The following is a 26102-nucleotide window of genomic DNA, read 5'->3' on the forward strand; positions in this document are numbered from 1 at the left end:
GTTAGAATAAATTTTTGTCTAATTTACGAATCAACTTAAGAATAACAAGAAAGAATTACTTAGGATCGTAAGCCCACTTCAAATAAATAGCCCCCCAGGTGAATCCACCACCAAAAGCAGCCAGTATAAGGTTATCTCCTTTCTTTAATTGAGATTCATAATCCCACAATAATAAGGGAATTGTTCCAGATGTTGTATTACCGTATCTGGCAATATTCATCATAACCTTGTCATCAGTGATGCCCATCCTTTGGGCAGTAGCATCAATAATTCTTTTATTAGCTTGGTGAGCAACCAGCCAGTCTACGCTTTCAGAGGTTAGATCATTTCTCTCCATGATCTTGGCAGCATAGTCAGCCATGTTTGTTACCGCAAACTTAAATACTGTTGCTCCGTCCTGTCGTGCATAGTGCTCTTTAGCGGTTACGGTTTCGACAGTTGCCGGGTACTTGCTACCTCCAGCTTTCATATTTAAGAATTCTGCACCTTTTCCGTCAGATTTGTGAATGGAGTCCATTATTCCCACTTCATCAGTGGTTGGTTCTAGTAAAACAGCTCCGGCTCCATCACCAAAAATGATACAAGTTGTTCTGTCGGTATAATCAATAATAGATGACATTTTATCCGCACCTATTACCAGTACCTTCTTGTATTTTCCGGTTTCTATAAACTGACTACCAGTGGTCAATGCATAAAGAAACCCTGAGCATGCAGCTCCTATGTCGTAGCTAAATGCATTCACTGCCCCGATTTCAGCGGAGATAAGGTTGGCTGTAGCAGGGAATACCATGTCGGGTGTTACCGTGGCACAAATGACCAAGTCTATATCCTCAGGGTTCGTTCCTGTTTTTTCAAGAAGGCCTTTAGCAGCGGCAGTTGCCATCACAGATGTTCCCTGACCCTCGCCTTTCAAAATTCTTCTTTCTTTTATTCCAGTTCGGCTGGTTATCCATTCATCACTGGTCTCCACGATAGTTTCAAGTTCTTTATTGGTTAGTACATAGTCAGGTACATAACCTTGAACTCCTGTTATAGCGGCTCTAATGTTGGCCATATTTTTTTTGTTTATTCTCCTAAGTGCTCTTTAATTTTTGTGTGAATATTGGATTCAGCCATCTTAACCGACAGTAGAATCATATTCTTTATGGCTTCTGGGCTGGAAACTCCATGACCTATCACCACATTGCCATTAATGCCTAGGATGGGGCTTCCACCAATGGCTTCATAATTAAACCTATCAAAGTAATCGTCTTTAATACTACGTTTTTGCAGTAGATCAAAGAATGACTCAGCCATTTTGAGGATTACATTTCCGGTAAAACCATCGCAGACAATAACGTCGGCTTTATCATTAAAGAGGTCTCGACCTTCTATGTTCCCTACGAAATTTAGGGTTTTGCTGATTTTAAATAGTTGATAGGCTGCTTGGGTAAGCAGTGTTCCTTTTTGTTCTTCCTCGCCCAGGTTCATCAATCCCACTTTAGGGGTGGCTATATTAAATACATGCTGTGCATATAACGACCCCATTTCACCGAATTGATATAAAACATCCGGTTTGCAGTCGGCATTTGCTCCAACATCCATTATTACACCAAAATCTCCTGATTCTTTGGGGATAAAACCTGCTATGCCAGGTCTGATAATACCTTCGATAGCTTTTATAGTAAACATGGCGCCAACGTGCATGGCTCCAGTGTTTCCTGCGCTGCAAAAAGCCTTAACAGCCCCGGATTTTAGTAATCCGTAGCCTACAGGTATACTGGCTTTTGGCTTTTGAGAGAGGGCTTTTGTTGGGTGCTCACCCATTTCAATCACATCATCCGCATGAAAAACCTCAATGCTCGGATTATTAACATTGTGCTCGCGAAGTTTGGATTGAATAATGTCTTCCTTACCTACCAGAACGATTTTGATGTCGTCTGATATCTCTTGTGAGGCTAATTCTGCTCCCTTGACAGTGCAGTCGGGAGCAAAATCACCGCCCATTGCATCTAATGCAATTTTCACAAGCAAAAACTTAAGCTAATACTTCCTTCTCCATTACAACTTTACCCTTATAGTAAAGTTTACCTTCATGCCAGAAGGCTCTGTGGGGTAGGTGAAACTCTCCAGTTGTAGGACATACAGCAAGGTTTTTAGCCTCTGCTTTATAGTGTGTCCTTCTCTTGTCTCTTCTCGTTTTTGATATCTTTCTTTTAGGATGAGCCATTTTACAAATATTTAAATTTAAATTCTTATTTCAAGTTTTTAAGCTTTTGCCACCTGGGGTCTATATCGTCATCACTATCCTGATCCTTATTATCAGTTGATTCAGCATCAGAACTTTCAGATGAATATATCAACTCGTCATCTTCGTTTTCATCACTGTATCTTGGATGCAACTTTTTCATCGGAATTGATAACCCAATGAATTCGTAAATATGTTGCGCCAGGTTTATACGCTGTTTGTCTCGAGGAATAATAATGATCTCCTCATTTATTTCTTCCTCACTATCTCCAAACTTCAACACTAGACTGTTTTCGGTGCTTAGTGCGTAGTCAAATAAATCAAGACTACGGTCGCATTCTAGTTCTACTGTCGTGTTAATTCGGAAATTTAACTTAATAAAGGTCTCGGTTTTTTCTAATTCTATATCAACCGTACCTCTACCTTTTTCTACAATACTATTTTCAAAAGCTTCAAAAAACGAATTACCAATTTCAAATTGGTAATTATGTGTCCCGTTGGGAAGCTTATATATATCAATGTTATACTTATCTAACTCATGCACGGCCATTCCCACTAATTTAAGGTCGCAAAGTTAAGAAGATAATTCTAATAATTAAAAAAGAAGTGTAAACGTTTTTGTGTATAAATTATGTATACCGGTCAAAAACTATTTGTTTAAGTGTTGCCGCAGGGTGATTGTGAATTTCATCCTTGAGAAATGTGACAACATCTTTTTTGAAGCCTAGCTTAATGGCTATATCAATGCAAAAGATTAACTCACTATCAAAAATTTTTTCATCAATGAGCATTAAATCTATACAACTATATAGATAGTCAAATTTTTGATCATTGGATAATGCGCCAAAAGATCCAATCGGTTCAGGGTTTTGGATTAACTCTTTGACCCCTTCTATAGGATAGTTTCGTTTGGCTGCAATTTCATAAATGCGATCACGCTCGAGGACTGAAAAATGCTTGTCCGCCTCTGCGAGTTGAATGAGTATATTTAGCTGTTTCCGTGTGACGATATCCATCAGCATTTTTATAATTCTCTGAAAGTTAATTGTTTTCAGTGAATAAACATAGGTAGGCCTCAGATAGTTATAAAGTTGATACCGTTAAATAGCCATTCAGAAGCAATAAACTGAGATATTATTCTGTTAATTGTTCTTTTCTGTTTTTGTATATATCTCTGGCAAGATATATTGCCTGGCGCATAGAAGTTTCCTGAGCTTCATTTTTACCTGCAATGTCATAAGCGGTGCCATGGTCAGGTGAGGTTCTTATAATAGAAAGCCCTGCGGTATAATTTACTCCGTTTTCAAATGCCAGTGTTTTAAAGGGAATAAGTCCTTGGTCATGGTACATAGCCAAAATGCCATCAAACTTCTTATAATCTCCTTTGCCAAAGAAGCCATCTGCAGGGAAGGGGCCAAAAACTAGTTTGCCCTTCTGTTTAAACTCCTTTATTGCGGGGTTAATCACTTCAATATCTTCTTTTCCGAGTAACCCCCCCTCTCCTGCATGAGGGTTAAGACCTAAAACGGCGATTTTTGGTTTTTTTATACCAAAGTCAACCCTCAGAGACTCTTCCATAATTCCAATCTTACGAGAGATCAGCTCTTTAGTAAGCACTTCACTAATATGCTTGACTGGAATATGTCCTGTGGCCACACCAATTTTAAGGTCATCTGACGTCATGAACATGAGGCTGTCCTTTGCATCAAAATTTTGAGTGAAATATTCAGTGTGACCTGCAAATTTAAAGTCGTCATTTTGAATATTATTTTTATTGATAGGTGCCGTTACGATTGCATCTATTAGGCCGGCCTTTAGGTCTTTGGTGGCTTTCAATAAAGCCTGGAAAGACGCCTTTCCTGCTTCAGGGGTTACTGCACCGGTATTTATTTCTACCATTTCATCCCAGCAGTTAACTACATTTACTTTTTTTAAATGAAACTGACCGGGCTCTTTTACATGACTATAGTTAAAATCGTCCATGCGTAAAGCTTTTCTATAATATGAGAGGGTTTTGGAAGAACCGTAGATGACCGGAGTTATGAAATTAAGAACCCTGCTATCTCGTAAGGCTTTAATAGTTACCTCTGGTCCTATGCCGTTTATATCTCCTATTGTAATGCCAATTACAGGTTTATCTTCGCGTTTTGAATTACTGCTCATTATATTTTAATAACTTTACCCACCCGGATATTTGCCGGGGTTTTTACTTTTCTGAATGCAAGTTAAAGTATTTTCTAATCATTGAAAAAAGCATGGTTAAACCAAAGAAGCATCTTGGTCAACATTTTTTAAAGGATCAGAATATTGCAAAGGACATAGTTGATGCGTTGAGCGCTGACAATGAGGGGCGTAGGATATTAGAGATTGGTCCTGGAACAGGTGTGCTTACGCGCTTTTTAATAGGAAAGTATGCTGATAATCTGGTGCTTATTGATATTGATACGGAGTCTGTAAAATATCTGAAAAAGCATTTTTTGGATTTAAATGATAGGATTGTTGAAGGAGATTTCCTGAAAATGAACCTCAGGGCTGTTCTGGGCGATGAGTATGCGGTAATTGGTAATTTTCCATATAACATTTCTTCGCAAATATTCTTTAGGATATTGGAGGAGAGAGATAAGGTGATCGAAGTGGTATGTATGTTACAAGAGGAGGTGGCCCGGAGACTGGTCTCACCCCCTGGTAATAAAGACTATGGTATATTAAGTGTATTGCTTCAGGCCTATTATGATATGGAATATCTTTTTACGGTTGATGCATCCGTATTTGATCCACCTCCGAAAGTACAGTCAGGAGTGATCAAGCTCAGGCGCAATAACCAAGTGAAGCTAGGGTGTGACGAGGTGCTTTTTAAAAAGGTGGTAAAGCAGGGCTTTCAAAACCGTAGAAAAACATTACGCAACGCTCTAAAGCCACTAAATTTACCTGAAGAGGTCAAGGCACAGGAAATATTAAATCGGCGCGCCGAGACGCTCTCAGTAAATGAATTTGTAAAACTTACAAATGATATAGCCAGTGGAGGAAATATTAAAGTTTGAGCTATCTAATGAATTTAGAGAACGCTTTCAGCATGCAGTTGATGAAAGGGATGAAGACTTTATTAAGGAAAGCCTGGAAGGGGTTAATCCTGCTGATATTTCTGCACTTTTGCATGAATTTGATGCGGAAGACTCAAAGTATGTCATAGACTTACTGCCTTCTGAAACTCGGGCAGAGATTATAAACGATCTTGATGAAGATATAAGAGAGAGGTTTTTGAAGGTTTTTCAGCCGGATGAAATCACGGAGATTGTCAATCATCTTGACTCTGATGATGCAGTTGATATACTCAATGAGTTGCCAATCAAAGAACGTGAGGAGATTATTGCCAAGTTGGATAATGAAGAGAAGGAAGCAAATATACTTGATCTACTAAGGTACGAGGAAGATGTGGCTGGCGGGTTGATGGCCAAAGAGCTGATCAAAGCCAATGTCAATTGGTCAGTGGTTCAATGTATAGAAGAAATTCGAAGGCAGGCTGAAAATGTTCAGAAACTCTATTCTGTATATGTCGTCGACGATAATGACAGACTTATAGGAAGGGTATCTTTGAAGAGAATTATTCTGGCTGGGGACAAAACTCAAATAGCGGATATCTATGAGCCTGAGCTTATTTCAGTAGAGACCTATATGTCTGAAGAAGAAGTGGCTCAGGTGATGATGAAATATGACCTTGAAGCAGTGCCGGTTGTCAACATGCAAGGGAAATTGCTAGGGCGCATAACCATAGACGATGTGGTGGATGTGATTACAGATCAGGCAGAAGAAGAGAGGCAAATCATGTCGGGTATATCCGGTGACGTGGAGGAAGATGATAGTATTTGGATGCTGACCAAGGCCAGGTTGCCTTGGCTTATTATTGGAGTAGTAGGTGGTTTCATAAGCGCAATGCTTATAGGTGTGTTTGAAGATGAACTGCTAAGGATAACAGCTATTGCTTTTTTCATACCTTTGATACAGGCTACCGGAGGAAATGTAGGCATTCAGTCTTCATCAATTGTAGTGCAAAGTTTGGCTAACCCATCGGCATTCAGTGATAGCCTGGCAAAAAGACTCGTGAAAGTTTTTATTGTTGCGGCCTTAAATGGAGCAGTACTTGCTACACTCGTTTATGGCGGGAACCTGATTTCCGGCGGAACTCAAAACCTTGCTATGGTGGTGTCGATAGCTCTTTTTGGAGTTGTACTTATTGCTTCATTTATGGGGACTATTACACCACTGGTATTAAATAGATTTGGTTTTAACCCTGCTTTGGCTTCAGGGCCTTTTATTACCACTACCAATGACTTGTTGGGGCTTGCTATTTATTTTTACACTGTACATCTTATGTTATAATGAAGTGTCTGATTGTTGATTATATGTATGATAATATTGAGGAGCTGCTGATTATGGCAGGTCTGGAGCCTGATTATCGGCCTACTATTTCGCGTGATGAGATCGTGAATATTATCCATGATTATGAAGGGTTAATTATCAGAAGTAAAACGCGTGTCGACGAAGCGCTTGTTGAACAGGCAAAACAACTGAAATTTGTAGGGCGGGCAGGTGCTGGTATTGATAACCTCGATGAGGAGGTGTTAGATAGACGTGGTATTAAGATACTTAATGCTCCTGAAGGGAATCGAAACGCCTTGGGTGAACATTGTATTGGGTTGCTTTTAGGCCTACTTAATAATATAGTGAAATCTGACATGGAAGTTAGACAAGGAATTTGGGATCGTGAAGGCAATAGAGGGTATGAGCTGAGTGGTAAAACGGTAGGTTTAGTAGGGTGTGGATATATGGGTACTGCGTTTGCTGAAAAATTAAGAGGGTTTGACTGCGAAGTGCTTGTTTTTGATAAGTACAAAGATAATTGTACCAATAGTTACATGCGACAAACTTCAATGGAGGAAATCTATGAACGTGCGGATGTTTTTAGCTTACACATTCCGTTGACGACAGAGACTAAGGGGCTTGTTGATTTTGATTATATCAACAAATTCAGAAAGAAAATTTTCTTTCTGAATACCTCTAGAGGGGAGATAGTTTCTCTGTCAGGCCTGTGTAAAGCCATTGAATCAGGTAAAGTAATAGGAGCCGGACTAGATGTGCTGGAGAATGAAAAGATCAATAATCTGACAACTGATGAACAAAAAGTGTTTGATTATTTAGTAAATTCGAGAAAAACCATACTTACGCCACATATTGGAGGGTGGTCTTATGAATCATATGAAAAGATCAATAATGTGCTTGTAGATAAAATAAAGAAGGAAATAAACGGAATCCAATGAAATTTATTACATATTGTATCCAAATTTTATTGTGGTGTAACCTTTAATTTTAGCTGCGTTTTTATTAATATAGTTAAAAGGAGTTCATTTTTTCGTTGTCTGGCCAATGCTGCTAAAAACTCAAACAAAAAAAATTAAGGAGTACGTAAACTCTATTATTGAAAAACCCATACTAACCTCTGCGATAGTGCTTGTGGTGCTATCCATTATAGTGTTGGGTTTAAGTATGCCATATTATCTGGCTGATTTTAATGCATTTTTCGGGCAAGTATTGGCTGAAGCTCATGGTATGATATTCGATATTGCTGTAATCGGTATGCTTATTTTCTGGTTAAACAAAAACGGAGAAGTACGGCAAAGAATACGTACCTATAAAGATGAGATTGATGACTTTCGCTTGTGGGAGTCTGAAGAGGCTGCATTTAGAACGGTAGGTAATATTAAACGCTTGAATAGACATGGGATACATGAAATCAATCTTGTGAACTGTCATTTGGCACGTACTAACCTGAATTATGTAAACCTTGCAGGTTCAAATCTGAATTCTGCAGATATATCGAACGCTTTCCTGATAGAAACAAACCTGGAGAATACCCGGCTGAACCAAACAAACCTGGAGAATTCGAATCTGAACCAGGCCATGTTGAAGGGGGCCTATGCCAGTGGAGCAAACTTCAAGGATGCTTACTTGATCAAAGCACAGCTTGAAAATGCTTTTTTGATCAAGTCCAATTTTAAAAATGCTTTTTTGATGGAAGCTAATCTAACAAATTGCTATCTTACTGGTGCTAATTTTGAAAATGCAAGTTTGTACAAGGCGGATTTGCGCGGTGCTAAAGGGTTGACTTTTGAGCAATTGACCAAAGCTAAGACGTTGTATTTAGCCCAGTTTGATGATGAAATTCTCAACCAAATAAAGACGAATATACCCGAACTCGTCGGTAAGTAGTTAGGTTGATTGTTTTGAACATGAGTTAGAAACAATTACCTTTGCGGGGGATTTAAAGGAAAAATAATTATAAACGGTTTCATGCCTGAGACCGTTATTTGTTTTTTATAGAGCTAATAAAATTAAAGAATATGGGAAAGGTGGCATATTATACTAAGGAAGGATTAGATAAGCTGAAGGCTGAATTGAACGATCTGAAAACCAAAGGGAGAGCAGATATAGCTAAGCAGATTGCTGAAGCCAGGGATAAAGGAGATTTAAGTGAAAATGCTGAGTACGATGCTGCAAAAGACGCTCAAGGCCATCTGGAAGCTAAAATAGCACAACTCGAAGAGGTTGTAGGTAATGCCCGCGTTATCGACGAGACTTCTATAGACACTTCAAAAGTCTCCATTCTGTCAAAGGTAAAGATTAAAAATACCAAGAACGGAGCTGTATTTACTTATTCTTTGGTATCAGAAGAGGAAGCAGACCTGAAAGCGAGTAAAATATCCGTTCAATCTCCTATAGGCAAAGGCCTCCTAGGTAAAAAGGCTGGCGATTCTGCGAAAATTCAAACCCCAGGAGGTGAAATAGAATTTGAAATCATTGAAATAGGTATCTAATGGCAAGTATTTTTACTAAAATAATTAACAGGGAAATTCCAGGTCATATCCTGGCAGAAGACGATAATTACATAGCTTTTCTGGATGTAAACCCTTTGGTGGAAGGTCACACGCTTGTGGTTCCGAAAAAAGAGGTTGACTATATGTATGATCTTGACGATGAAACTCTTGGCGGGTTGCATGTCTTTGCAAAAGGAGTGGCCAAAGCAATAGAAAAGACCATCCCTTGTCAGCGCATTGGAGTGGCTGTAATTGGCATTGAAGTACCTCATACACATGTACATCTGGTGCCGTTGAATACAATGGATGATATTAATTTCACAAGACCAAAACTACAGCCTTCTCAAGATGAACTAAAAGGGGTAGCTGAGAAGATTAGAAGTAATTTTTAAGAGAATATACAATCAGATGATTATATAAAGGGATGCATTTTGCATCCCTTATTTTTTTACTTATAAAAAGTCAATATCGACGTTGTAGGGGTAGCGCATCAACATCTGTAATGCTTTATCAACTGTAAGTCCATCAAACAATACTTCGTGGAGTGCTTCTGTAATTGGGGCGCGGAGTTTAGCTGTATCGATGAACTTCTTAGCTATTCGAACGGTATTAACCCCTTCAGCTACTTCTTCCATATCGGCCAGTATTTCTTCCAGAGTTTCTCCTTTGGCGAGTCTGTGTCCGACGGTAAAGTTACGGCTCAGCGTACTGTTACACGTGGTTACCAGGTCTCCAATGCCAGCAAGTCCTACAAAGGCTTCAACCTCACCACCCATAGCCTTGCCAAGGTGTATCATTTCCACCATACCACGGCTAATGAGGAGTCCCTTGGCGTTTTCTCCAAGACCAAGTCCGCTTAGAGCACCAGATGCTATGGCTATGATATTCTTGAGAACTCCTGCCAGTTCGATCCCGATAAGGTCATTGTTGCCATAAACCTGAAAACGATCATTGCGAAGCAATTTCTCCCCTTCCCTGATCACTTCTTTATATCGGCTGGCGACTACAGTAGCCGCAGGGTGGTTTGCGGCCATCTCTTTAGCGAGGTTAGGACCAGCCAGACAGCCTACACGGATTACTACACTTTCATCCATGATCACTTCACTCATAGTTCTGATATTTTCCCGGGTCAGAGATGGTGTTGAGTCTATCGTTTCTCCGGGAGGTAGAGATATGTCCAGCCCTTTGGTACCATGGATCAGGATATGATAGGGGTGGAGGTATGGAGATAGCTGTTGCATCATACTCCTAAAGGCCGAAGAAGGGACAATTGGAAATATGATATCGCAGGCGTTGGCCAAATAACTCAGGTCACCTGTAGGCGTTACATTGGTATGAAGCTTATGCCCCCGGTTTTCTTTATTCTCGGCAATTTTTTTTACTGTGTTGCTATCGCGGGCATAGAGTAAAACCTCGCTTTTTTCAGCAAGAATATTGGCTATAGCAGAGCCAAAACTTCCTGCACCTATTACGCCTACCGGTTTTTTAGATGTGCTTTTTGAGGTCATAACCATTCATGCGATTGTGATAGTAATACAAGGTATTAAGGTCTTTCGTTATTATGTTTCCTGCCTTGTCAGTGAGTAGAGGGCGTTTGCTATGGTACATCCCCACATTGTCAATACCGAGCTTAATAACGTCATCGATATTCCCTTTCAGGTGAGCAGCTACATTTACCTTGTTTTCCTTTTTTAGTTTAAATATCTGCTTTCTGACTTTCTTGAAATGACTTCTAAAAACATCATAATTGATTACCATTTCCTCTTCAGGAAGTCTCAGGAAGTCGTATAGATCAAGTTTGTTATATTGCTTTCTCCAGAGATTGAAGGCTATAAATGCTACAAGGTGACTAGCGAAAACCCTATTGATTTTGTGATACTCTTTAACTATGATCTGACTAAGGCGTCTTGTGTATTCCTCTTCCCGCTGCTTGTCGGCCGTGATCTCTCCATTTGACGTGAAGTAATCTCGGGTATTGATGAAACGGCCATGTTGGTCAATACTGTTCCCTTCATCATCTACATAATTACCCAATAGGTCCATACCGCAACCTATGGACACAGATATGTCAGACCCTTTCGTGAAGAACTTGATCAAAAATTTGATCATATTATAAGAAGTGGAGTATTCGTCGCTTTCCACGTAATATTTCTCAGCGCCTTGCCGCTCCAGGTGTTCATGAATTAAGGATGGAGCCTCTAATACGAAGTTGTAATTGATCGTTACAGGAACTATAAAAATCTTTTTTCCTTCTCCATTGGGGTGCTTCATATAGATGGATCGCTGAGCCTCCATTGCAGTGCCCAATAAACCCAATTTAAGGGAGTTTTCTATCTCTCCTGATCTCGACCTTGTACCTCCGGGAAAAAATAAACTATGTGCACCTTCCTGAATAGCCAGGTTGGAGTACATTTTAAGTGTTTCAAGGTATATGGAGTTTTTCTTTCTTCGGTCTACTTTGTAAGCCCCGAGGCTATTCATAAAGTATGCAAAGATCTTTATATTAAACAGGTTAAGCCCGGCACCATAAATAAAAGCTGGCATTCCCAGCACATGTATGATCCACCCAATCAATATGGAGTCCAGGTTACTAAAGTGTGTTGGAACCATTACTACTGTCCCCCTTTTTGCCAGCTTGCGTAATTGCTTGGCTTTTCCCGTAACCTGAATCTTATCCTTTAACGTATATTCATTCCTAAAAAAAGCACCAAATCTCTTTACCCGGGTGGCATTTAGTAATCTGGCGAATCCGAATTTGACCATTTCCCTGGTAAACTGATATCTGGTCTTTTTAAAGTTTCCGGCTATTTCATTGGCATAACGAGAAACTATCCTATGCAGAATTTCCTCTTCTTGTTTTCTGGCTTCATGCTCAGTAGCCAATTCCACAAGGTCATTTTTGACTTGCTCCCAGAATCTATAATCGTCTTGAGGGTCTACTCTCCATGGGTTTTGTTTAATACGAAGTTTTTCCTGATATAATGTAGACTCAAGCTCTTCACGAAGTGATTGTCTGCCCGGGGTTGCATCCTTTATTTTATTCAGGGCCTCTTCTATTACCTTAGCAATAAATTGTTTCCTGTTTTTGCTTAATTGAACAACAGGCCAGGCGTTGGTGCCAGGAAGAATGGGTTTGTATGATTTATCTTTTGAATTGCCTTTAGGCATTACGATTCTTGTTTAGAGAATTTCAAATATAATTAGAAAGAACTAATTCCAGCCCGTTACTTCGTGTATATCTGTAGCGGGAAGGCTATTTGTGAGCTGGGGGTGTAGTATTTTTTTGTCTGAAGATTGCTTGAAAGATATCTGTATGTCATTTTCTGTTGGGTCTACCGCAAGGATTACCTTTTCTGCGGATAGCTTCATTTGACGCACCTCTTTCCAGTTGTGTAAAGCTACAGGTTTCGATATTTTGAAAACTTGGCTTTCCTTCGCATTCGACCACTCTGGTTTATTAGTTATAAAGTAAAACCTCCTCGCGTTTATATCATCTGAAATATAATGTTGTACGTATTCAGCAAAAGCCTTTAGGTTGACCGAAGTCTGCCTGATGAAGAAGTCGTAATCTTTTACTTTAGTTTTGATTGTGATGGTCGAGGAGCCCTCCCAGCCATAATACATAAACAGTAACCCCATAACCATGGATATGAGAAGAACCCATGGGTTGATAAAAGTGTTAAGTAGCCCATGTATGCTTAGGGGAGTTATTATACCACCGACCACTAGTGGGAGTAGCAGTATTTTGTGCTCGAAACTGATTCCCTTTATCATCTCATGGTTAAATGACTCAAGGCGATTTTTGTGTTTGATCAGCAGGTTTTTCTTTGTTAGATAACAAATGTTTTTGTTATCCCCATCTTTACCTATGTAGCAAAATGCCAGTACCGCTTCTCCTTCCACAAACATAATTATATTGATTCCAGCGAGTTTGTTAAATCAATATGCATATCGTGAAACCTTTTCAAGGCTGATTGCATAAAATCTTCACTCAACACTTTCTTTATATCTTCAGGGTCGATAATTTCTGTTTCATCAATTTTAAACGATTGTTCCAGTAAACCTTGTTCAATTTTTACAATATACTTACCATTCCAATGAAATATTGTAATTTTACAAGATGTGTGAGGAATTTCTCCAATTACTCTCATTTTTATGAATCTTTAATTTCGACTACTGCGTTAATCTTTCAAAAATCAACAATGTACGATTTTTGCTTACACTTAATAGTTAGTGCAAAACTAATTGATTAAATTTAGTGTTCATTGTTTTCGAGTAGTAACATTTTATCTCTATAGAATTGATATATAACAGTCTTATCCGGGGTGCTAAGGTACTATTGTCGTTGGCTATGCTGTTTATAGTTTCTTTCTTTCAAGAAGTTATGGCAACGCACTTGAGAGCAGGAGAGATTATAGTAGAGCGAGTTAACTGCCAAAGTCTTACATTTCGCATTACCATTATTGTATTTACTGATACCGGCTCCGAGGTTAAGTTTGGAGATGGATTTCTGGATTTTGGAGATGGTACAGACCCCATTCAATTGCCGCAAATTGACAATAATGATCGTTCGGATTTAGGGCCACAAGTTGCCACGGCCTCATTTACGATTGACCATACCTATTCTTCTCCCGGCAAATACGTTATAGGCTATGTGGAGCCCAACCGTAACGAAGGTGTATTGAATATTGACAATTCAGTAAACACCACATTTTACGTTGAAACCGAAATTAATATCGATCCATTTTTAGGTTGTAACAATTCCCCCGTATTACTTATTCCTCCTATTGACAGAGCGTGTCCTGGTGTGGCTTTTTTCCACAATCCTGGGGCTTATGATCCTGACGGTGATAGTATAGCATTTGAGTTGGTTGTCCCTAAAAAAGAAGTAGGAACTGTTGTAGATGGTTACGTTGATCCCAACGTGCCCGAATTTTATGAAAACTATAATCAGGCTAATGAGACCTTAAATGGTCCACCGACCTTTGATATTAATCCCATTACCGGAGAACTCAAGTGGAATGCTCCCGGAGCAGTAGGGGAGTATAACGTAGCTTTCATAGTTAAGGAGTACAGAAAAATTAATGGAGACTGGTTTAAACTGGGCTTTGTAACCAGAGATATGCAGATCATAGTTGAAGACTGCGACAATGAAAGACCTGAATTGCAAATTCCGGAAGATATATGCGTAGAAGCCGGAGAGACCATAGACGAAATTATCTATGGGACTGACCCGAATAATGATAATGTTAAAATTGAAGCATTTTCTCAGGTATTTGACCTTGGTGCTATCGTAGACCCTGATGATGGTGCTTTCCAGTCATCAAGTCCTCCGGCCGAATTGAGATTCACTTGGGATACGGAGTGCGTGGATATAAGGGATCAGCCATACCAGGTTGTATTTAAAATTACCGATAATCCTTCTGATGGGCCTAAGTTGGTCAGCTTTGCTACCTGGAATATTACTGTGGTTGGACCTAAGCCTGATTTTACTTCAGTTCAACAAGATGGGCAGGGAATATTGCTTAATTGGGAACCGTACATATGCTCTAACGCGAATCAGATACAAATATGGCGCAGGGTGGATAGCAACCCTTACATACCTGATGACTGCGAAACAGGGATCAGGGAAAATGCCGGGTATAAATTGATTCAGGAGGTTGATGCCAACGCCACGTCATACAAAGACCTTAATCTGGCAGCGGCAGCCAAGTACTGCTATAGACTTGTAGCAACCTTTGCTCAGCCTGCCGGTGGTGAAAGTATAGTCTCTGATGAACTCTGCTTTGAGTTTGTGCCGGCAGAAGATCCTATAATTACCAATGTGTCGGTGGAGAAAACAGATGAGACCAATGGGGAAATTGTTGTGGCTTGGAGGGAACCTTACGAAATTGATAACGTGGTGTATCCTCGTCCGTATATTTATAAGGTATATCGTTCAGAGGGCTTTACCGGAGATGTCAATATGGTGGAGGTACATAGCAGGCAGATAAATGTAGCTACTCTTGATAAACAGGAGTTTAGAGATACCGGATTAAATACTACTGATAAGGTTTATAATTATAGAATAGAACTGGAAGCTCCAAATGCTGTAGTGGGAGATAATGACCCTATTGTGTCGGCGGTAGCTTCTTCAGTGAGGTTGGAACCAGTGCCACAGTTTCAGAGGATAGAATTGAGGTGGAGTGCGGAAGTGCCATGGTCTAATGTTATTCCACTCCCTCCGGACAGCAAACATTTGATATACAGAGGTGAGTTGGGAGATACGGATGCTGAGCTTCAACTCATAGATGAAGTAGATGTCAATCTCAATGGTTTTGTTTATGTGGATTCGGGACAGTTCAACAATACTCCGCTTAGAGATGATCAGGTGTATTGCTATAAAGTGATGACCAAAGGTACTTATGGTAACCCAGCCATTGCTTCGCCACTACTTAATTTCTCTCAGATGGTATGCGCTCAGCCAAGTGATACTATACCTCCATGTGCACCAACGGTGAGCATTACAGGGCCAAGTTGTGAAGAGTTTGTTGAAAATCAAGGTTGCGATCTTACTAACGCTATTTACCGTAATGTGATTGGCTGGAATACCGTCTTTGATGATGACTGTCAAAACGATGTGAGCACGTACGAGCTTTACTATGCCAGCACTACAGAGGGTGGGTTTCAACTTCTCGTTTCGGTAAGAGATACTTTCTATATTCATAATGAGTCGAGTCCTATCCCGCTGGACAATTCTTTTAAGGGTTGTTATAAGGTGAAGGCAATAGACAGGTCAGGCAATGAAAGTGAGTTTAGTGAGGTGTTCTGTATAGATAATTGTTATAACTATGTACTCCCAAATGTTATTACGCCTGGCAATGAAGATAATTTTAATGACCTTTTTAGAGCCTATGGGGCAGAGTCAGGCCCAGAGTTGTGTGCCAAATTTGTTAAATCTGTAGATTTTAAAGTGTTTAATAGATGGGGTACAGAAGTTTATACTTATCAAGGAGAGGCTGGTACTGAAAAAACTATATTTATTAATTGGGATGGTAGAAATGATGATGGTCAGGACCTCTCGGCTGGCGTTTATTTCTATGAAGCCAAGGTGACTTACGATACTGTTGACCCGAGACATGCTACACAACAGTTAAAAGGATGGGTACACATAATCCGCTAATATCCGATATGCATGATAAGGATCTTATCTTATTCGATGGTGTATGCAATCTATGTAATGGTACTGTAAATTTTGTGTTGGATAGAGACCGTTCACGGTGCTTTGTTTTTGGTTCACTGCAATCAGAGAAGTCCAAAGAAATACTGCGAAGTCATCATTACGACCCTGAGGCATTAAATAGTATTGTTGTGATTACCCGGTCTGGCAGGTTAATGACCAAAAGTAATGCAGCCCTCCATATTGCTCGTCAACTTTCAGGAGGCTGGAAGTTGTTGTATTTATTTAAGATCTTACCCCGTTTTATCCGAGATGCTGTCTATGATCTGGTGGCTGCAAACCGCTATAAGTGGTTTGGTAGACAGGATCATTGCAGGATGACAAGTCCTGAATTGAAACAAAGATTTTTAGATGCTTATTAAAAAAGTCTTTACTTTTGGCGACCTGACTTAAAAAGAAACTTTATGACAGCATATGTATTCCCCGGCCAAGGGGCACAGTTCCCGGGTATGGGTAAAGAGCTTTATGAGAATAATGCCAAAGCTAAGGAGTTGTTTGAAAGAGCAAATGAGATCCTTGGTTTTAGAATAACTGATATAATGTTTGAGGGTACAGCTGATGAGCTTAAGCAAACCAAGGTAACTCAGCCTGCAATATTTCTACACTCCGTAATATTAGCAGAAACCACTGAAAGCTTTAAGCCTGATATGGTAGCTGGACATTCGCTGGGAGAGTTCTCAGCACTGGTTGCCAACAAAACATTATCTTTTGAAGATGCCTTAAAATTAGTTTCGCAACGAGCAATGGCTATGCAAAAGGCATGCGAGATGAACCCATCAACTATGGCGGCGGTACTTGCTCTGGATGATACCAAGGTGGAGGAAATCTGTGAAGGTATTGATGAAGTAGTTGTGCCTGCAAATTACAATTGTCCTGGACAGTTGGTAATTTCCGGAACCAATAAGGGAATTGAAGTAGCTTGTGAACGCATGAAAGAGGCTGGTGCTAAAAGAGCGCTACCTTTACCTGTAGGTGGAGCATTTCATTCTCCATTGATGGAGCCTGCCCGAGAAGAATTGGCTGCAGCTATCAGGAGTACCACTTTTAATAAGCCTATCTGTCCTGTTTATCAAAATGTAAATGCTAAGCCATCTATGGATGTGGATGAGATTAAAGAAAACCTGATTTCACAGCTTACTGCACCTGTAAAGTGGACGCAGTCAGTGCAGCAGATGGTAGAGGATGGAGCTACTAAATTTGTTGAGAGTGGACCAGGTAAAGTGTTACAAGGTCTGGTGAAGAAAATTGCCTCTGGAGTAGCAGTTAGTGGACTTTAAATAAAAAGGCTGCTTCAATGTTCGCTATAACTTTTGAAGTAGCCTTCTTTTTCCCTTTATCAACCCGCCAGTGAACCAGATACTTTTAAATATAATACGGTTTCCACAGTAAAGTCTGCGGGCTGTCCATCAACCGATGCTGATACTGCAATACTGATTTTATTATCGGCAAGAAATGCATCAGAGATAGCTTGAGTTGATGCATCATCAAATGTAATTGTGATTACTACATTGTTATCATCAAACTCTTTGAGGTTAATCTCCTGTATATTAGAGGAGGGTATCAGAGTAAATGATCCCAGATTGCTGCCATCAGCTTTTTTTATACTTAGTGAGGCATTGTTCAGGTTAATGTCGGCAGCGCCTACGTATGATTTGAATTCCAGCGTTAAAGAATCCATTTGATAAGCGCTGATCTTATTTCCAAAATCCAATATCTGAGCATCTGATGTTGCATCAAAAGTTTTTTCAGTGCTGATTGTAGTAGGGCCTGTCTCAGCTACTGAGACCTCAAAGCTTTGCTTGAGATCGGAATCGATGGTGATGGTTGTGAGATCCTCAACGTCATCGGAGCTACAAGCAGAATAAAGTAACGAACCGGTGAGAAGTAAGAAGAAAGGTAAATATTTTTTCATGGTGAAGTATTAAGTAGATTTCCCTAAGGAATATACGAATATTATGTAAAACTAACTACAATATTTTTAATAGCTTAGCTTTTCATTCTATTGCTCTAATTTTGCATCGCATGTCTCAGAAGAAATTTGTTATTTATCGGTCGTCTGCGGGCTCGGGTAAGACTTACACGTTGACCAAAGAGTACCTTAAGCTGGCATTGAAGAGCAATCGATATTTTAAGCACATCCTTGCTGTTACTTTTACCAATAAAGCCATGCAGGAGATGAAAAACCGTATCATCCAGAAACTTGATGAGTTCGGTCATGGAAAATTTGACACTATGGCTGAGGAACTCATGCAGCACTCCAGATTGGATGAGTACGCGTTTCAACAAAAGTGCAGTGAACTGTTGACGGAGATTCTTCATGGCTACTCTCATTTTTCAGTAAGTACCATTGATACTTTTTTTCAAAAAGTTATCAGAAGCTTTGCCAAAGAGTTGGGACTTGCAGGAAGTTATCGACTTGAGTTAAACTTTGATCTGATTCTTATTCAGATAGTGGATGACCTGCTGCTGGAAGTGACAGATAATAAGCAGATAAGGGATTGGCTGATAAAATTTGCCAGAGAAAACCTTCAAGAAGGTAGCAATTGGGACGTGCGTAGAAATATTCGGCAACTGGCTCAGGAAATATTCGCGGAGAACTTCAAAAGTATAGAAGAAGAAATAGCACAGCAGGATAAAAATCTCACACGCAAGCTTAAAATTTCTGTAGATGAGATAATTACAACTTTTGAAGGAAAGATGGATGACTATGGGGAGTCAGGCCTGGATCTGCTGGATAGGTATGGTGTGTCAATTGCAGATTTTTACAGGGGAGCTAAGGGAGTCATGTTTCATCTGCATAAGATCCGTAAAGACCAGAGAAAATATGCACCGACTGCAATGCTTAGCGGTGCTTTGGATGGTAGCGGTAGTTGGTATTCGAAGACATCTAAAAAGGCGGACGTTCTTGATGGTGCTTTGAATGGTGGTCTGGAAGCACTACTTCACGAAGCCGTTGGCTATTATGAAGATCGCCATAAGTTATACAACACTGCTCTACAGATCAAAAAGTTCATATACGGATATGGACTGCTGGCGGATCTTACCCGTAAACTCCAGGAGTACAAAAAGGACAACGATGTAATGCTGATTTCTGATGCTACACGTTTTTTGAAGGAACTGGTAAGGGATTCCGATACTCCCTTCGTGTATGAGAAGGTGGGGTCATTTTATAATCATTATTTGATTGATGAGTTTCAGGATACTTCCGGCTTTCAGTGGGATAGCTTTAGGCCTTTGGTGGAAGATAGTTTAGCTCAGGGGTACAAGAACTTGGTAGTTGGAGATATTAAGCAATCCATATATCGTTGGAGAGGTGGAGACTGGGATCTTTTGCTGAATAAGATTGAGAAAGATGTAGGGACAGGGCAAACCTTAAATGAGGTGTTGGATACCAACTTCAGAAGTGAGGCTAATATTGTTAACTTCAATAACAATCTTTTCAAGCGAATCCCCGCTGCTATGATGAATGAAGGTGGTTCGGTAAACTCTGAAGAATGGCAGGTTCTTAATAGGGTATATGAAGATACGTATCAAAAAACAGCACCTCATAAACAAGCTGCACCCAGGGGGTATGTCAATGTTACTTTTTTGCAGGATGAAGAGGATGAAAAATGGAAAGATAAGGTGGCGGAACGCCTGCCGATGATTGTAGAGGAACTGCAGGATAAAGGAGTACCCTTAAAAGATATAGCTATATTGGTTCGGCGTAATAAAGAAGGAAAGGAAGTGGCTGATTTCCTTTCTGATCATGAACAGTCAGGCAAAGCCAAAGAAGGCTATAGGTATGACGTGGTATCAAACGAATCTTTGTTTTTGGCCGCCTCGCCAGTTGTGAGGATTGTAATCGCTGCTCTTAGGCATTTGCATGACAGAAAGGATAAGGTGGTGAAGGCTGAATTGGTTTATGAATACCAGAAGGCCATTAAAAAAGACGATATCCCCTTAAGTAAACTATTTCAAAGTGTGTCAGTGCAGGACTTTGCGGATCTTTTGCCTGCAATGTTTTTAGAAAAACAGCATAGCCTTTTATACCTGCCATTTTATGAGTTGGTGGAAACGTTGATCAATATCTTTGAGGCTAATAAAATGACTGGGCAATTTGCCTATCTGCAGACTTTTCAGGATTTGATCTTAAAGTTTTCTCAAAATGAAAAGGGAGATGTTTCCTCTTTTCTGGAGTGGTGGGACGAGCGGGCTTCCAAAGAAAGTATCAAAGTAGCAGATGACCTTGATGCTATGCGCATTTTGACAATACACAAAGCTAAAGGGCTTGAGTACCCATCGGTCATTGTGCCTTTTTGTGATTGGGAAATAGACCATCAGCGCTCGCCGATCATGTGGAGTTCAACAGACCAGGCACCTTTTGATGTAGGGCATCTGCCTATGAAGTATAAGAAGGATCTAATAGACACCTTTTATCAGGAGGCTTATGAAGATGAAAAGATTAAGGCTCATTTAGATAACCTGAACCTCCTTTATGTGGTTTTTACACGCGCAGTCCATAACCTTTGGGTCTTCGCTCCTGATAATAAAAAGTGTATTTCAAAAGTATTGAGGCAGGTACTTGATGATAGTGATTTTGAGTTAAAGGAACATTGGAATGGGGAAAAGAATACTTTTGAGTATGGAGACAGAGCTTTTGCGTTTGAAAGTAAGCATGAGGCCTCTGTACCGGGCGTTACACTTGATTATTACCAACATTTTGATTGGAGAAAACGGATAACAGTGAAGCAGTCGGCAGAGGGATTTGTAGAGGTGGATGAAGCCAGAACAAAGATTAACTACGGTATTTTGATACACCGGTTGCTTTCCAAAATCACGGTTAGGGAGGATAGGGACAGAGCTATCACGGCTTTGTATTATGAGGAAGGGCTTAATGATGAACAAAAGCTCCAGATAGAGCACTTGATAGATGAGTTGCTGGCCAATGAGCAGGCCGGGGCATGGTTTTCGGGAGACTGGAAAGTTTATAATGAAATGCCTATACTCACACCGTCCGAAGAGTTTCGTCCGGACAGGGTATTGTTGAAAGATAATAAGGCTATAATTATTGACTACAAAACTGGCTTGCCTAAAGCTGCTGACAGGAAGCAGATGCAACTTTATAAGCAACTACTGAGCGATATGGGGTATGATCATGTGCAGTCATACTTATGGTACCTGGGAGATAATAAAGTGGAAGAGGTGGGGTAAACCTTAGTTTAGGAGGAGGTGCTTGATGTTTTGGGTGAAGTTAATCAGTTCTGGGTCCTGGCACAAGGCCGGGAAAGTGTAAAATATTTTCAATATTAATGAAGAAGTATTTCATGTATATAATAACCAATGGAAATAGATATACTGTTTTGTATACCTGTTTTACCAATGATGTAGAGCGAGGGGTATATGAAACATAAGTATAAGTTGTTGCCTGGTTTTAGTAAAAAATACAATTGTGATAAGCTGATTTACTTTGAAGAGGTTATTTTTCTGGAAGACGCTTAACATCGTGAAAAACAAATTAAGAGATACAAAAGGGAATGGAAGGAAAATTTAATCAACTCCATTAATCCACAATAGAATGATCATTATGAGTTGTTTCAGTAAATCGAATATATACAACTCCCCGGCCTTGTGCCGAGATCTCGAAATTGATAGCACAAACCTCATATTGCACGCAGAAAAAGAAAGATTAAGAAACTAAATGAAAACATTCCTACAACAGGTAGCGCAGAAATTGGTAAAGGATCATGAGAACAGCCTGGAGTCTGTTACTGTGATCTTTCCTAACCGTAGGGCAGGTTTGTTTTTTCGAGAAAATATCAAAAAGCAAATCAGTAGCCCCATCTGGTCACCCAGGATACTTTCTTTTCAAGATTTTATAGCATACCAGTCGTCTTCCCAAATAGCGGATAAATTATTTCTAACCCATCGGCTTTTTGAAGTTTACACCAAAATTATGAAGACGGGTGAGGGCTTCGACCGTTTTTATTACTGGGGCCAGATGCTGCTCAAGGATTTTGATGATATAGATAAATACCTTGTTAATCCGGAGAATTTGTATACCAACTTGAGCCGGCAAAAGCAGCTTGATCTAACTTTTGATTTTTTGCAACCTGAGCAGAAAGAGATTATCCAGCGGTTTTGGCAGGGCTTTGATAAAACTAAGTCTGAAGAGAAGGAACGGTTTGAATTTGTTTGGGATCGTTTATATAAGGTGTACGCTAACTTTCAAAAGTCGCTGAAGGATGAAAACCTGGCTTATGAGGGTATGCAATACCGCTATGTAGCAGATAATGTGGACAAGCTGAATCTTAGGAATATTGATGGTCCGGTGGTATTTGCGGGTTTTAATGCATTAAACCTGGCGGAAGAGAAAATCATCAGTTGGTTTATTAAAAACAGGCAGGCTAGTATAGTCTGGGATCTTGATGATTACTATATGCGGAACGGACATCAGGAGGCAGGTCATTTCTTAAGAACTTATAAAGAGACGAACACCTTTGCGTCATCTTTTCCGAAAGAGAACCCGCAGTATCTGGAGGGGGAGGAGAAACAGATTAATATTATAGGTGTACCTCAACATGTAGGGCAGGCAAAGGTTGTGGGGCAGAAGTTGGGAGAGCTCCTCCGCGATAATCCAGAGTTTGATCTTAGAAAAATTGCAGTAGTGTTGGCCGATGAGGCGCTGTTATTTCCTGTTCTACACTCTTTGCCCGAAGAGGTTGAGGCCATTAATGTCACCATGGGATTCCCTTTGGCATATGCTCCGGTCAATAGCTTGATTGAACATATTCTTGATCTTCAAAAATCCATTCGTAAAGACCCTGACGGGCATGTGCTATACAACTTCAAGCCAGTATTGGCAATCATCAAGCATCCGATGATTATGCCTCATAACCCAGAGGGACTGGAACGTCTAGCGGAGGATATTATTAAAAACAATAAGGTGTTTCTCACCAATGCGGATCTTATTGGAGAACCGGTGATTAAGAGCATATTTAAACCGGCAGAGGAAAATCTCATTACCTATTTATCTGAGGTGTTGTTAGCGTTACATAGACTTTCAGAGAGGGAAGAAAATACCGTGGAGATTGAGTATATTCATCATTTTTATCAGATACTCAACCGATATTCTGAGCTGTTGCAGGCGGTTGGTCAAAAAACTGACCTAGCCTCTTTCAGCAGGCTGTTCAAGCAGTTGGTCAGAACTGAGCGCCTTCCATTTACTGGTGAACCCTTGAAAGGGCTGCAGATTATGGGGGTGTTGGAAACGCGTAACCTTGATTTTGAGTATGTATTTGTATTGAGTATGAATGAGGATTTTTTCCCCTCCCAGGGGGGGAAACATTCTTTTGTACCATACAATCTCAGAAAGGCATATGGGCTACCCAATTATGATCAACAAGATGCCATATATGCTTACCTGTTCTACAGACTGCTTCAGAGGCCTAAAAACATAGAGCTATATTACAATACAGAAGGTAATGACCTGGGCGGAGAGGAGATGAGTCGTTTTTTGCAACAACTTATCCATGAATCAAACCTGGATATAAATATGCAGGTATTGGCTAACTATGCTGAGGTTGATGATACCAGGGTTATAGCCATTGAAAAGGATGATCTGGTTATGCAGAGCCTGTCCAGGTTCTTGGAGACAGCGCAACACCCTCCATTGAAAAGGCTTTCTCCGTCTGCATTAAATACCTATCTAGATTGCAGGTTGATGTTCTATTTTCGCTATGTAGCAGACCTTTATGAACAGGATGACATGGATGAGGATGTAGATGCCAGGTCACTGGGTAATGTACTTCACTATGCTATGGAGGTTCTGTATTTGGATTATCTGAGCGAAGTTGGAGATGGACCAGTCATTGAAAAAGCAGATATCAAAAACCTCAAAAAGAGAATTGATGATGCGGCTGTTAAAGCATTCAGGCAACAGTTTGCTGTTAGTGCTGAACGTAAATTTTATTTTGAGGGGAAAAACATCATAGCTAAGGAAATTATAAAGGATTTCATGAAGAGTATACTTAAACTGGATGAGCAATATGTTCCATTTGAGTTTATTGGTGCTGAACAGAAGTATGAACTGGATTTTGAAATTGATCATGATATTAGTGGAGAGTCTACACCAATTAAGGTTGGATTAAGAGGTACTATAGATCGGCTGGATAAGAAGAATGGTAAAGTCAGACTGATTGATTATAAGACAGGTCAGGATAAGCACCTTTTTGAAAGTATTGAGGAACTCTTTGATAGGAAAAAGAAAAACAAGGCAGCATTTCAAACCTTTTATTACGCATTGCTTTACCAGTATAAAAAGGAACCTACGGATCTGATGGTGCCTGCCGTGTTCAATAAAGATGCCTTGTTTTTGGGTGAAGATGTTATGCTCAAGCATAAGACCATGGGCATGGTTGATAACGCTGCAATTTTTCTGGATGAATATACGACACAACTCAAAGCTTTGATTGGAGAGATATTTGATCTGTCAACACCTTTTAATCAGACTGATGATGAGGCGAAGTGTAAGTTCTGTGCGTATTCAGGAATCTGTGAAAGAGGGTAGTTAGATGATAAATAAAAAGGCCATCTGAGCTAAATGCTTGGGATGACCTCTTTATTGACTTATTATGCTGAATTATAAATTGGGTTGAGGAGTAGTTCTCAAATATGGTTTTATTACCTTATGTCCTTTAGGGAATTTTTCAGGTATTTCAGCATCTGTAATAGCAGGTGCTATAACTACATCTTCACCATGCTTCCAGTTAGCAGGTGTAGCCACACTGTAATCGGCGGTAAGCTGTAGAGAGTCAATCACTCTTAACAGTTCATCAAAATTTCTACCTGTAGAAGCAGGGTAGGTAATGATCAGTTTTATTTTCTTATCAGGATCAATGATGAATACCGATCTCACTGTTAAGTTACTGTCAGCGTTGGGGTGAATCATGTCATAAAGCGTTGAAACTTCACGTTTTGGGTCGGCAATGATCGGGAAATTTACTGTGGTGTTTTGCGTTTCATTGATATCTTTGATCCAGCCCTGATGAGACTCTACATCATCAACACTCAATGCCAGAACTTTTACGTTCCTTTTTGCAAATTCATCTTTAAGCTTAGCTGTTGTGCCTAGTTCAGTAGTACAAACCGGTGTATAGTCAGCTGGGTGAGAAAATAACAAACCCCAGCTGTCGCCCAGCCAGTCGTGAAAGCTTATCTTTCCTTCTGAGGTTTCTGCTGTAAAATCAGGTGCTATGTCGCCTAATCTAAGTGCCATAATTGTAAGTTGTTTTAGTTGATTTTTGATTTACTTATATCCTTTATCTAACGGAATTAACTATAATTTGTTGAATGAAACAAGGGGCTTGTTGCCTATCTGAAGAGTAGTTCAATAGTACTTTTTTCTCATGTACCGTACCGAGCTGTTTATCAGTTCTTTGAGTACGTTGAGATCAATGTCTTCCAGTCTCTTTATGTAGAGGCATGATTTTCCGGTCTTGTATTTGCCAAGCTTTTGCAACAGTTCCTCGTATTTTGAAAACCCAGCCATGATGTATAACGTGAGAGCTTGTTTGCGAGGTGAGAAGCCCGTAATGAACCAATCCCCTTCGCGTCCGCTGTTATATTTGTAATGGTAATGATCAAAACCAATAATGCTACTTCCCCACATCTTAGGCTCTGTGTCCGTGATTCCCTTCATTAAATGCAAAACCTTGAAGCTGTCCCTTCTTCTTTGCTCGTCTTTAACGGAATTTATGAAATTCTCTACGTTTTCCTCATTTAGTTTGGTTTTTAGCTCGGCCATGGG

At 40.0% G+C, this 26102-nt stretch carries 24 protein-coding genes; 11 read left to right on the forward strand and 13 right to left on the reverse strand.

All coding sequences use genetic code 11. The features are described 5' to 3' along the window. Window positions 1-55: 55 nt before the first annotated feature. The 6 genes from JMN32_RS20240 to pdxA form a co-directional block, all read right to left on the reverse strand. The gene (locus JMN32_RS20240; RefSeq protein ID WP_202858192.1) at window positions 56-1054 is read right to left on the reverse strand and encodes a beta-ketoacyl-ACP synthase III; all 999 of its coding nucleotides are present in this window, start codon (window positions 1052-1054) and stop codon (window positions 56-58) included. An 11-nt stretch (window positions 1055-1065) separates the two neighbouring features. After that, a complete protein-coding gene (gene plsX, locus JMN32_RS20245; protein ID WP_202858193.1) occupies window positions 1066-2007 on the reverse strand; it encodes a phosphate acyltransferase PlsX in 942 nt (313 codons plus the stop codon). A 10-nt stretch (window positions 2008-2017) separates the two neighbouring features. Next, window positions 2018-2209, reverse strand: a complete 192-nt coding sequence (gene rpmF, locus JMN32_RS20250) for a 50S ribosomal protein L32 (protein WP_202858194.1) — start codon at window positions 2207-2209, stop codon at window positions 2018-2020. 25 nt (window positions 2210-2234) lie between these two features. Next, window positions 2235-2777 (reverse strand): YceD family protein, encoded by a 543-nt coding sequence (locus JMN32_RS20255; protein WP_202858195.1) that lies wholly within the window; start codon window positions 2775-2777, stop codon window positions 2235-2237. Window positions 2778-2856: 79 nt separating this feature from the next. Next, window positions 2857-3243: a TerB family tellurite resistance protein gene (locus JMN32_RS20260; RefSeq protein ID WP_202858196.1), complete on the reverse strand. Its 387-nt coding sequence runs from the start codon at window positions 3241-3243 to the stop codon at window positions 2857-2859. 118 nt (window positions 3244-3361) lie between these two features. Further along, entirely contained in the window at window positions 3362-4390 is a 1029-nt protein-coding gene (gene pdxA, locus JMN32_RS20265; RefSeq protein WP_202858197.1) for a 4-hydroxythreonine-4-phosphate dehydrogenase PdxA, read from the reverse strand. A 92-nt stretch (window positions 4391-4482) separates the two neighbouring features. Here pdxA and rsmA point away from each other — a divergent pair, with 92 nt between their 5' ends. From rsmA to JMN32_RS20295, 6 genes are all read left to right on the forward strand, one after another. After that, window positions 4483-5268 carry a 16S rRNA (adenine(1518)-N(6)/adenine(1519)-N(6))-dimethyltransferase RsmA gene (gene rsmA, locus JMN32_RS20270; RefSeq protein WP_202858198.1) on the forward strand — a complete coding sequence of 262 codons (786 nt, stop codon included), beginning with the start codon at window positions 4483-4485 and terminating at the stop codon, window positions 5266-5268. Then, the gene (mgtE, locus tag JMN32_RS20275) at window positions 5246-6604 is read left to right on the forward strand and encodes a magnesium transporter (protein WP_202858199.1); all 1359 of its coding nucleotides are present in this window, start codon (window positions 5246-5248) and stop codon (window positions 6602-6604) included. Before rsmA ends, mgtE begins: the two co-directional genes overlap by 23 nt. Next, window positions 6604-7542, forward strand: a complete 939-nt coding sequence (locus tag JMN32_RS20280) for an NAD(P)-dependent oxidoreductase (protein ID WP_202858200.1) — start codon at window positions 6604-6606, stop codon at window positions 7540-7542. Before mgtE ends, JMN32_RS20280 begins: the two co-directional genes overlap by 1 nt. A gap of 106 nt (window positions 7543-7648) precedes the next feature. After that, window positions 7649-8491: a pentapeptide repeat-containing protein gene (locus tag JMN32_RS20285; protein WP_202858201.1), complete on the forward strand. Its 843-nt coding sequence runs from the start codon at window positions 7649-7651 to the stop codon at window positions 8489-8491. A 131-nt stretch (window positions 8492-8622) separates the two neighbouring features. Next, complete coding sequence (gene greA, locus JMN32_RS20290; protein ID WP_202858202.1) at window positions 8623-9096, forward strand: transcription elongation factor GreA; 474 nt, start codon at window positions 8623-8625, stop codon at window positions 9094-9096. Then, a complete protein-coding gene (locus JMN32_RS20295; RefSeq protein WP_202858203.1) occupies window positions 9096-9488 on the forward strand; it encodes an HIT family protein in 393 nt (130 codons plus the stop codon). Before greA ends, JMN32_RS20295 begins: the two co-directional genes overlap by 1 nt. 60 nt (window positions 9489-9548) lie before the next feature. Here the strand turns inward: JMN32_RS20295 and JMN32_RS20300 are convergent, their stop codons facing one another. From JMN32_RS20300 to JMN32_RS20315, 4 genes are read right to left on the reverse strand one after another with little or no spacing between them, the layout of a single operon-like run. Continuing rightward, window positions 9549-10604, reverse strand: a complete 1056-nt coding sequence (locus JMN32_RS20300) for an NAD(P)H-dependent glycerol-3-phosphate dehydrogenase (protein WP_202858204.1) — start codon at window positions 10602-10604, stop codon at window positions 9549-9551. Continuing rightward, complete coding sequence (locus tag JMN32_RS20305) at window positions 10582-12264, reverse strand: 1-acyl-sn-glycerol-3-phosphate acyltransferase (RefSeq protein WP_202858205.1); 1683 nt, start codon at window positions 12262-12264, stop codon at window positions 10582-10584. Before JMN32_RS20305 ends, JMN32_RS20300 begins: the two co-directional genes overlap by 23 nt. 42 nt (window positions 12265-12306) lie before the next feature. Then, complete coding sequence (locus JMN32_RS20310) at window positions 12307-13005, reverse strand: hypothetical protein (protein WP_202858206.1); 699 nt, start codon at window positions 13003-13005, stop codon at window positions 12307-12309. A gap of 2 nt (window positions 13006-13007) precedes the next feature. Next, a complete protein-coding gene (locus JMN32_RS20315; RefSeq protein WP_202858207.1) occupies window positions 13008-13247 on the reverse strand; it encodes a hypothetical protein in 240 nt (79 codons plus the stop codon). Between the two features lie 149 nt (window positions 13248-13396). Between JMN32_RS20315 and JMN32_RS20320 the strand changes: the two genes are divergently transcribed. From JMN32_RS20320 to fabD, 3 genes are read left to right on the forward strand one after another with little or no spacing between them, the layout of a single operon-like run. After that, the gene (locus tag JMN32_RS20320; protein ID WP_202858208.1) at window positions 13397-16258 is read left to right on the forward strand and encodes a T9SS type B sorting domain-containing protein; all 2862 of its coding nucleotides are present in this window, start codon (window positions 13397-13399) and stop codon (window positions 16256-16258) included. A gap of 8 nt (window positions 16259-16266) precedes the next feature. After that, window positions 16267-16677: a thiol-disulfide oxidoreductase DCC family protein gene (locus tag JMN32_RS20325; protein ID WP_238354556.1), complete on the forward strand. Its 411-nt coding sequence runs from the start codon at window positions 16267-16269 to the stop codon at window positions 16675-16677. A gap of 42 nt (window positions 16678-16719) precedes the next feature. Beyond that, window positions 16720-17592 (forward strand): ACP S-malonyltransferase, encoded by an 873-nt coding sequence (gene fabD / locus JMN32_RS20330; RefSeq protein WP_202858210.1) that lies wholly within the window; start codon window positions 16720-16722, stop codon window positions 17590-17592. A 59-nt stretch (window positions 17593-17651) separates the two neighbouring features. Here fabD and JMN32_RS20335 read toward each other — a convergent pair whose 3' ends face one another. Beyond that, window positions 17652-18227 carry a hypothetical protein gene (locus tag JMN32_RS20335; RefSeq protein WP_202858211.1) on the reverse strand — a complete coding sequence of 192 codons (576 nt, stop codon included), beginning with the start codon at window positions 18225-18227 and terminating at the stop codon, window positions 17652-17654. A gap of 110 nt (window positions 18228-18337) precedes the next feature. Here JMN32_RS20335 and JMN32_RS20340 point away from each other — a divergent pair, with 110 nt between their 5' ends. Further along, a complete protein-coding gene (locus JMN32_RS20340) occupies window positions 18338-21508 on the forward strand; it encodes a UvrD-helicase domain-containing protein (protein WP_202858212.1) in 3171 nt (1056 codons plus the stop codon). A 487-nt stretch (window positions 21509-21995) separates the two neighbouring features. Next, window positions 21996-24863, forward strand: a complete 2868-nt coding sequence (locus JMN32_RS20345) for a PD-(D/E)XK nuclease family protein (protein ID WP_202858213.1) — start codon at window positions 21996-21998, stop codon at window positions 24861-24863. A 72-nt stretch (window positions 24864-24935) separates the two neighbouring features. Here the strand turns inward: JMN32_RS20345 and JMN32_RS20350 are convergent, their stop codons facing one another. Continuing rightward, complete coding sequence (locus tag JMN32_RS20350; RefSeq protein ID WP_202858214.1) at window positions 24936-25571, reverse strand: peroxiredoxin; 636 nt, start codon at window positions 25569-25571, stop codon at window positions 24936-24938. 111 nt (window positions 25572-25682) lie between these two features. After that, window positions 25683-26099, reverse strand: a complete 417-nt coding sequence (locus JMN32_RS20355) for a DUF1801 domain-containing protein (protein WP_202858215.1) — start codon at window positions 26097-26099, stop codon at window positions 25683-25685. Window positions 26100-26102: the final 3 nt, after the last annotated feature.

Source organism: Fulvivirga marina (genome assembly GCF_016775155.1).
GTDB lineage: Bacteria > Bacteroidota > Bacteroidia > Cytophagales > Cyclobacteriaceae > Fulvivirga > Fulvivirga marina.

Excerpts from the sequence above, each read along its gene's own strand:
- JMN32_RS20240 (WP_202858192.1), bottom strand. The coding sequence starts at position 1,054 with ATGGCCAACATTAGAGCCGCTATAACAGGAGTTCAAGGTTATGTACCT.
- rpmF (WP_202858194.1), bottom strand. The coding sequence starts at position 2,209 with ATGGCTCATCCTAAAAGAAAGATATCAAAAACGAGAAGAGACAAGAGA.
- JMN32_RS20255 (WP_202858195.1), bottom strand. The coding sequence starts at position 2,777 with ATGGCCGTGCATGAGTTAGATAAGTATAACATTGATATATATAAGCTT.
- JMN32_RS20260 (WP_202858196.1), bottom strand. The coding sequence starts at position 3,243 with ATGGATATCGTCACACGGAAACAGCTAAATATACTCATTCAACTCGCA.
- pdxA (WP_202858197.1), bottom strand. The coding sequence starts at position 4,390 with ATGAGCAGTAATTCAAAACGCGAAGATAAACCTGTAATTGGCATTACA.
- rsmA (WP_202858198.1), top strand. The coding sequence starts at position 4,483 with ATGGTTAAACCAAAGAAGCATCTTGGTCAACATTTTTTAAAGGATCAG.
- JMN32_RS20280 (WP_202858200.1), top strand. The coding sequence starts at position 6,604 with ATGAAGTGTCTGATTGTTGATTATATGTATGATAATATTGAGGAGCTG.
- JMN32_RS20285 (WP_202858201.1), top strand. The coding sequence starts at position 7,649 with ATGCTGCTAAAAACTCAAACAAAAAAAATTAAGGAGTACGTAAACTCT.
- greA (WP_202858202.1), top strand. The coding sequence starts at position 8,623 with ATGGGAAAGGTGGCATATTATACTAAGGAAGGATTAGATAAGCTGAAG.
- JMN32_RS20295 (WP_202858203.1), top strand. The coding sequence starts at position 9,096 with ATGGCAAGTATTTTTACTAAAATAATTAACAGGGAAATTCCAGGTCAT.
- JMN32_RS20300 (WP_202858204.1), bottom strand. The coding sequence starts at position 10,604 with ATGACCTCAAAAAGCACATCTAAAAAACCGGTAGGCGTAATAGGTGCA.
- JMN32_RS20305 (WP_202858205.1), bottom strand. The coding sequence starts at position 12,264 with ATGCCTAAAGGCAATTCAAAAGATAAATCATACAAACCCATTCTTCCT.
- JMN32_RS20310 (WP_202858206.1), bottom strand. The coding sequence starts at position 13,005 with ATGTTTGTGGAAGGAGAAGCGGTACTGGCATTTTGCTACATAGGTAAA.
- JMN32_RS20315 (WP_202858207.1), bottom strand. The coding sequence starts at position 13,247 with ATGAGAGTAATTGGAGAAATTCCTCACACATCTTGTAAAATTACAATA.
- JMN32_RS20325 (WP_238354556.1), top strand. The coding sequence starts at position 16,267 with ATGCATGATAAGGATCTTATCTTATTCGATGGTGTATGCAATCTATGT.
- fabD (WP_202858210.1), top strand. The coding sequence starts at position 16,720 with ATGACAGCATATGTATTCCCCGGCCAAGGGGCACAGTTCCCGGGTATG.
- JMN32_RS20335 (WP_202858211.1), bottom strand. The coding sequence starts at position 18,227 with ATGAAAAAATATTTACCTTTCTTCTTACTTCTCACCGGTTCGTTACTT.
- JMN32_RS20340 (WP_202858212.1), top strand. The coding sequence starts at position 18,338 with ATGTCTCAGAAGAAATTTGTTATTTATCGGTCGTCTGCGGGCTCGGGT.
- JMN32_RS20345 (WP_202858213.1), top strand. The coding sequence starts at position 21,996 with ATGAAAACATTCCTACAACAGGTAGCGCAGAAATTGGTAAAGGATCAT.
- JMN32_RS20350 (WP_202858214.1), bottom strand. The coding sequence starts at position 25,571 with ATGGCACTTAGATTAGGCGACATAGCACCTGATTTTACAGCAGAAACC.
- JMN32_RS20355 (WP_202858215.1), bottom strand. The coding sequence starts at position 26,099 with ATGGCCGAGCTAAAAACCAAACTAAATGAGGAAAACGTAGAGAATTTC.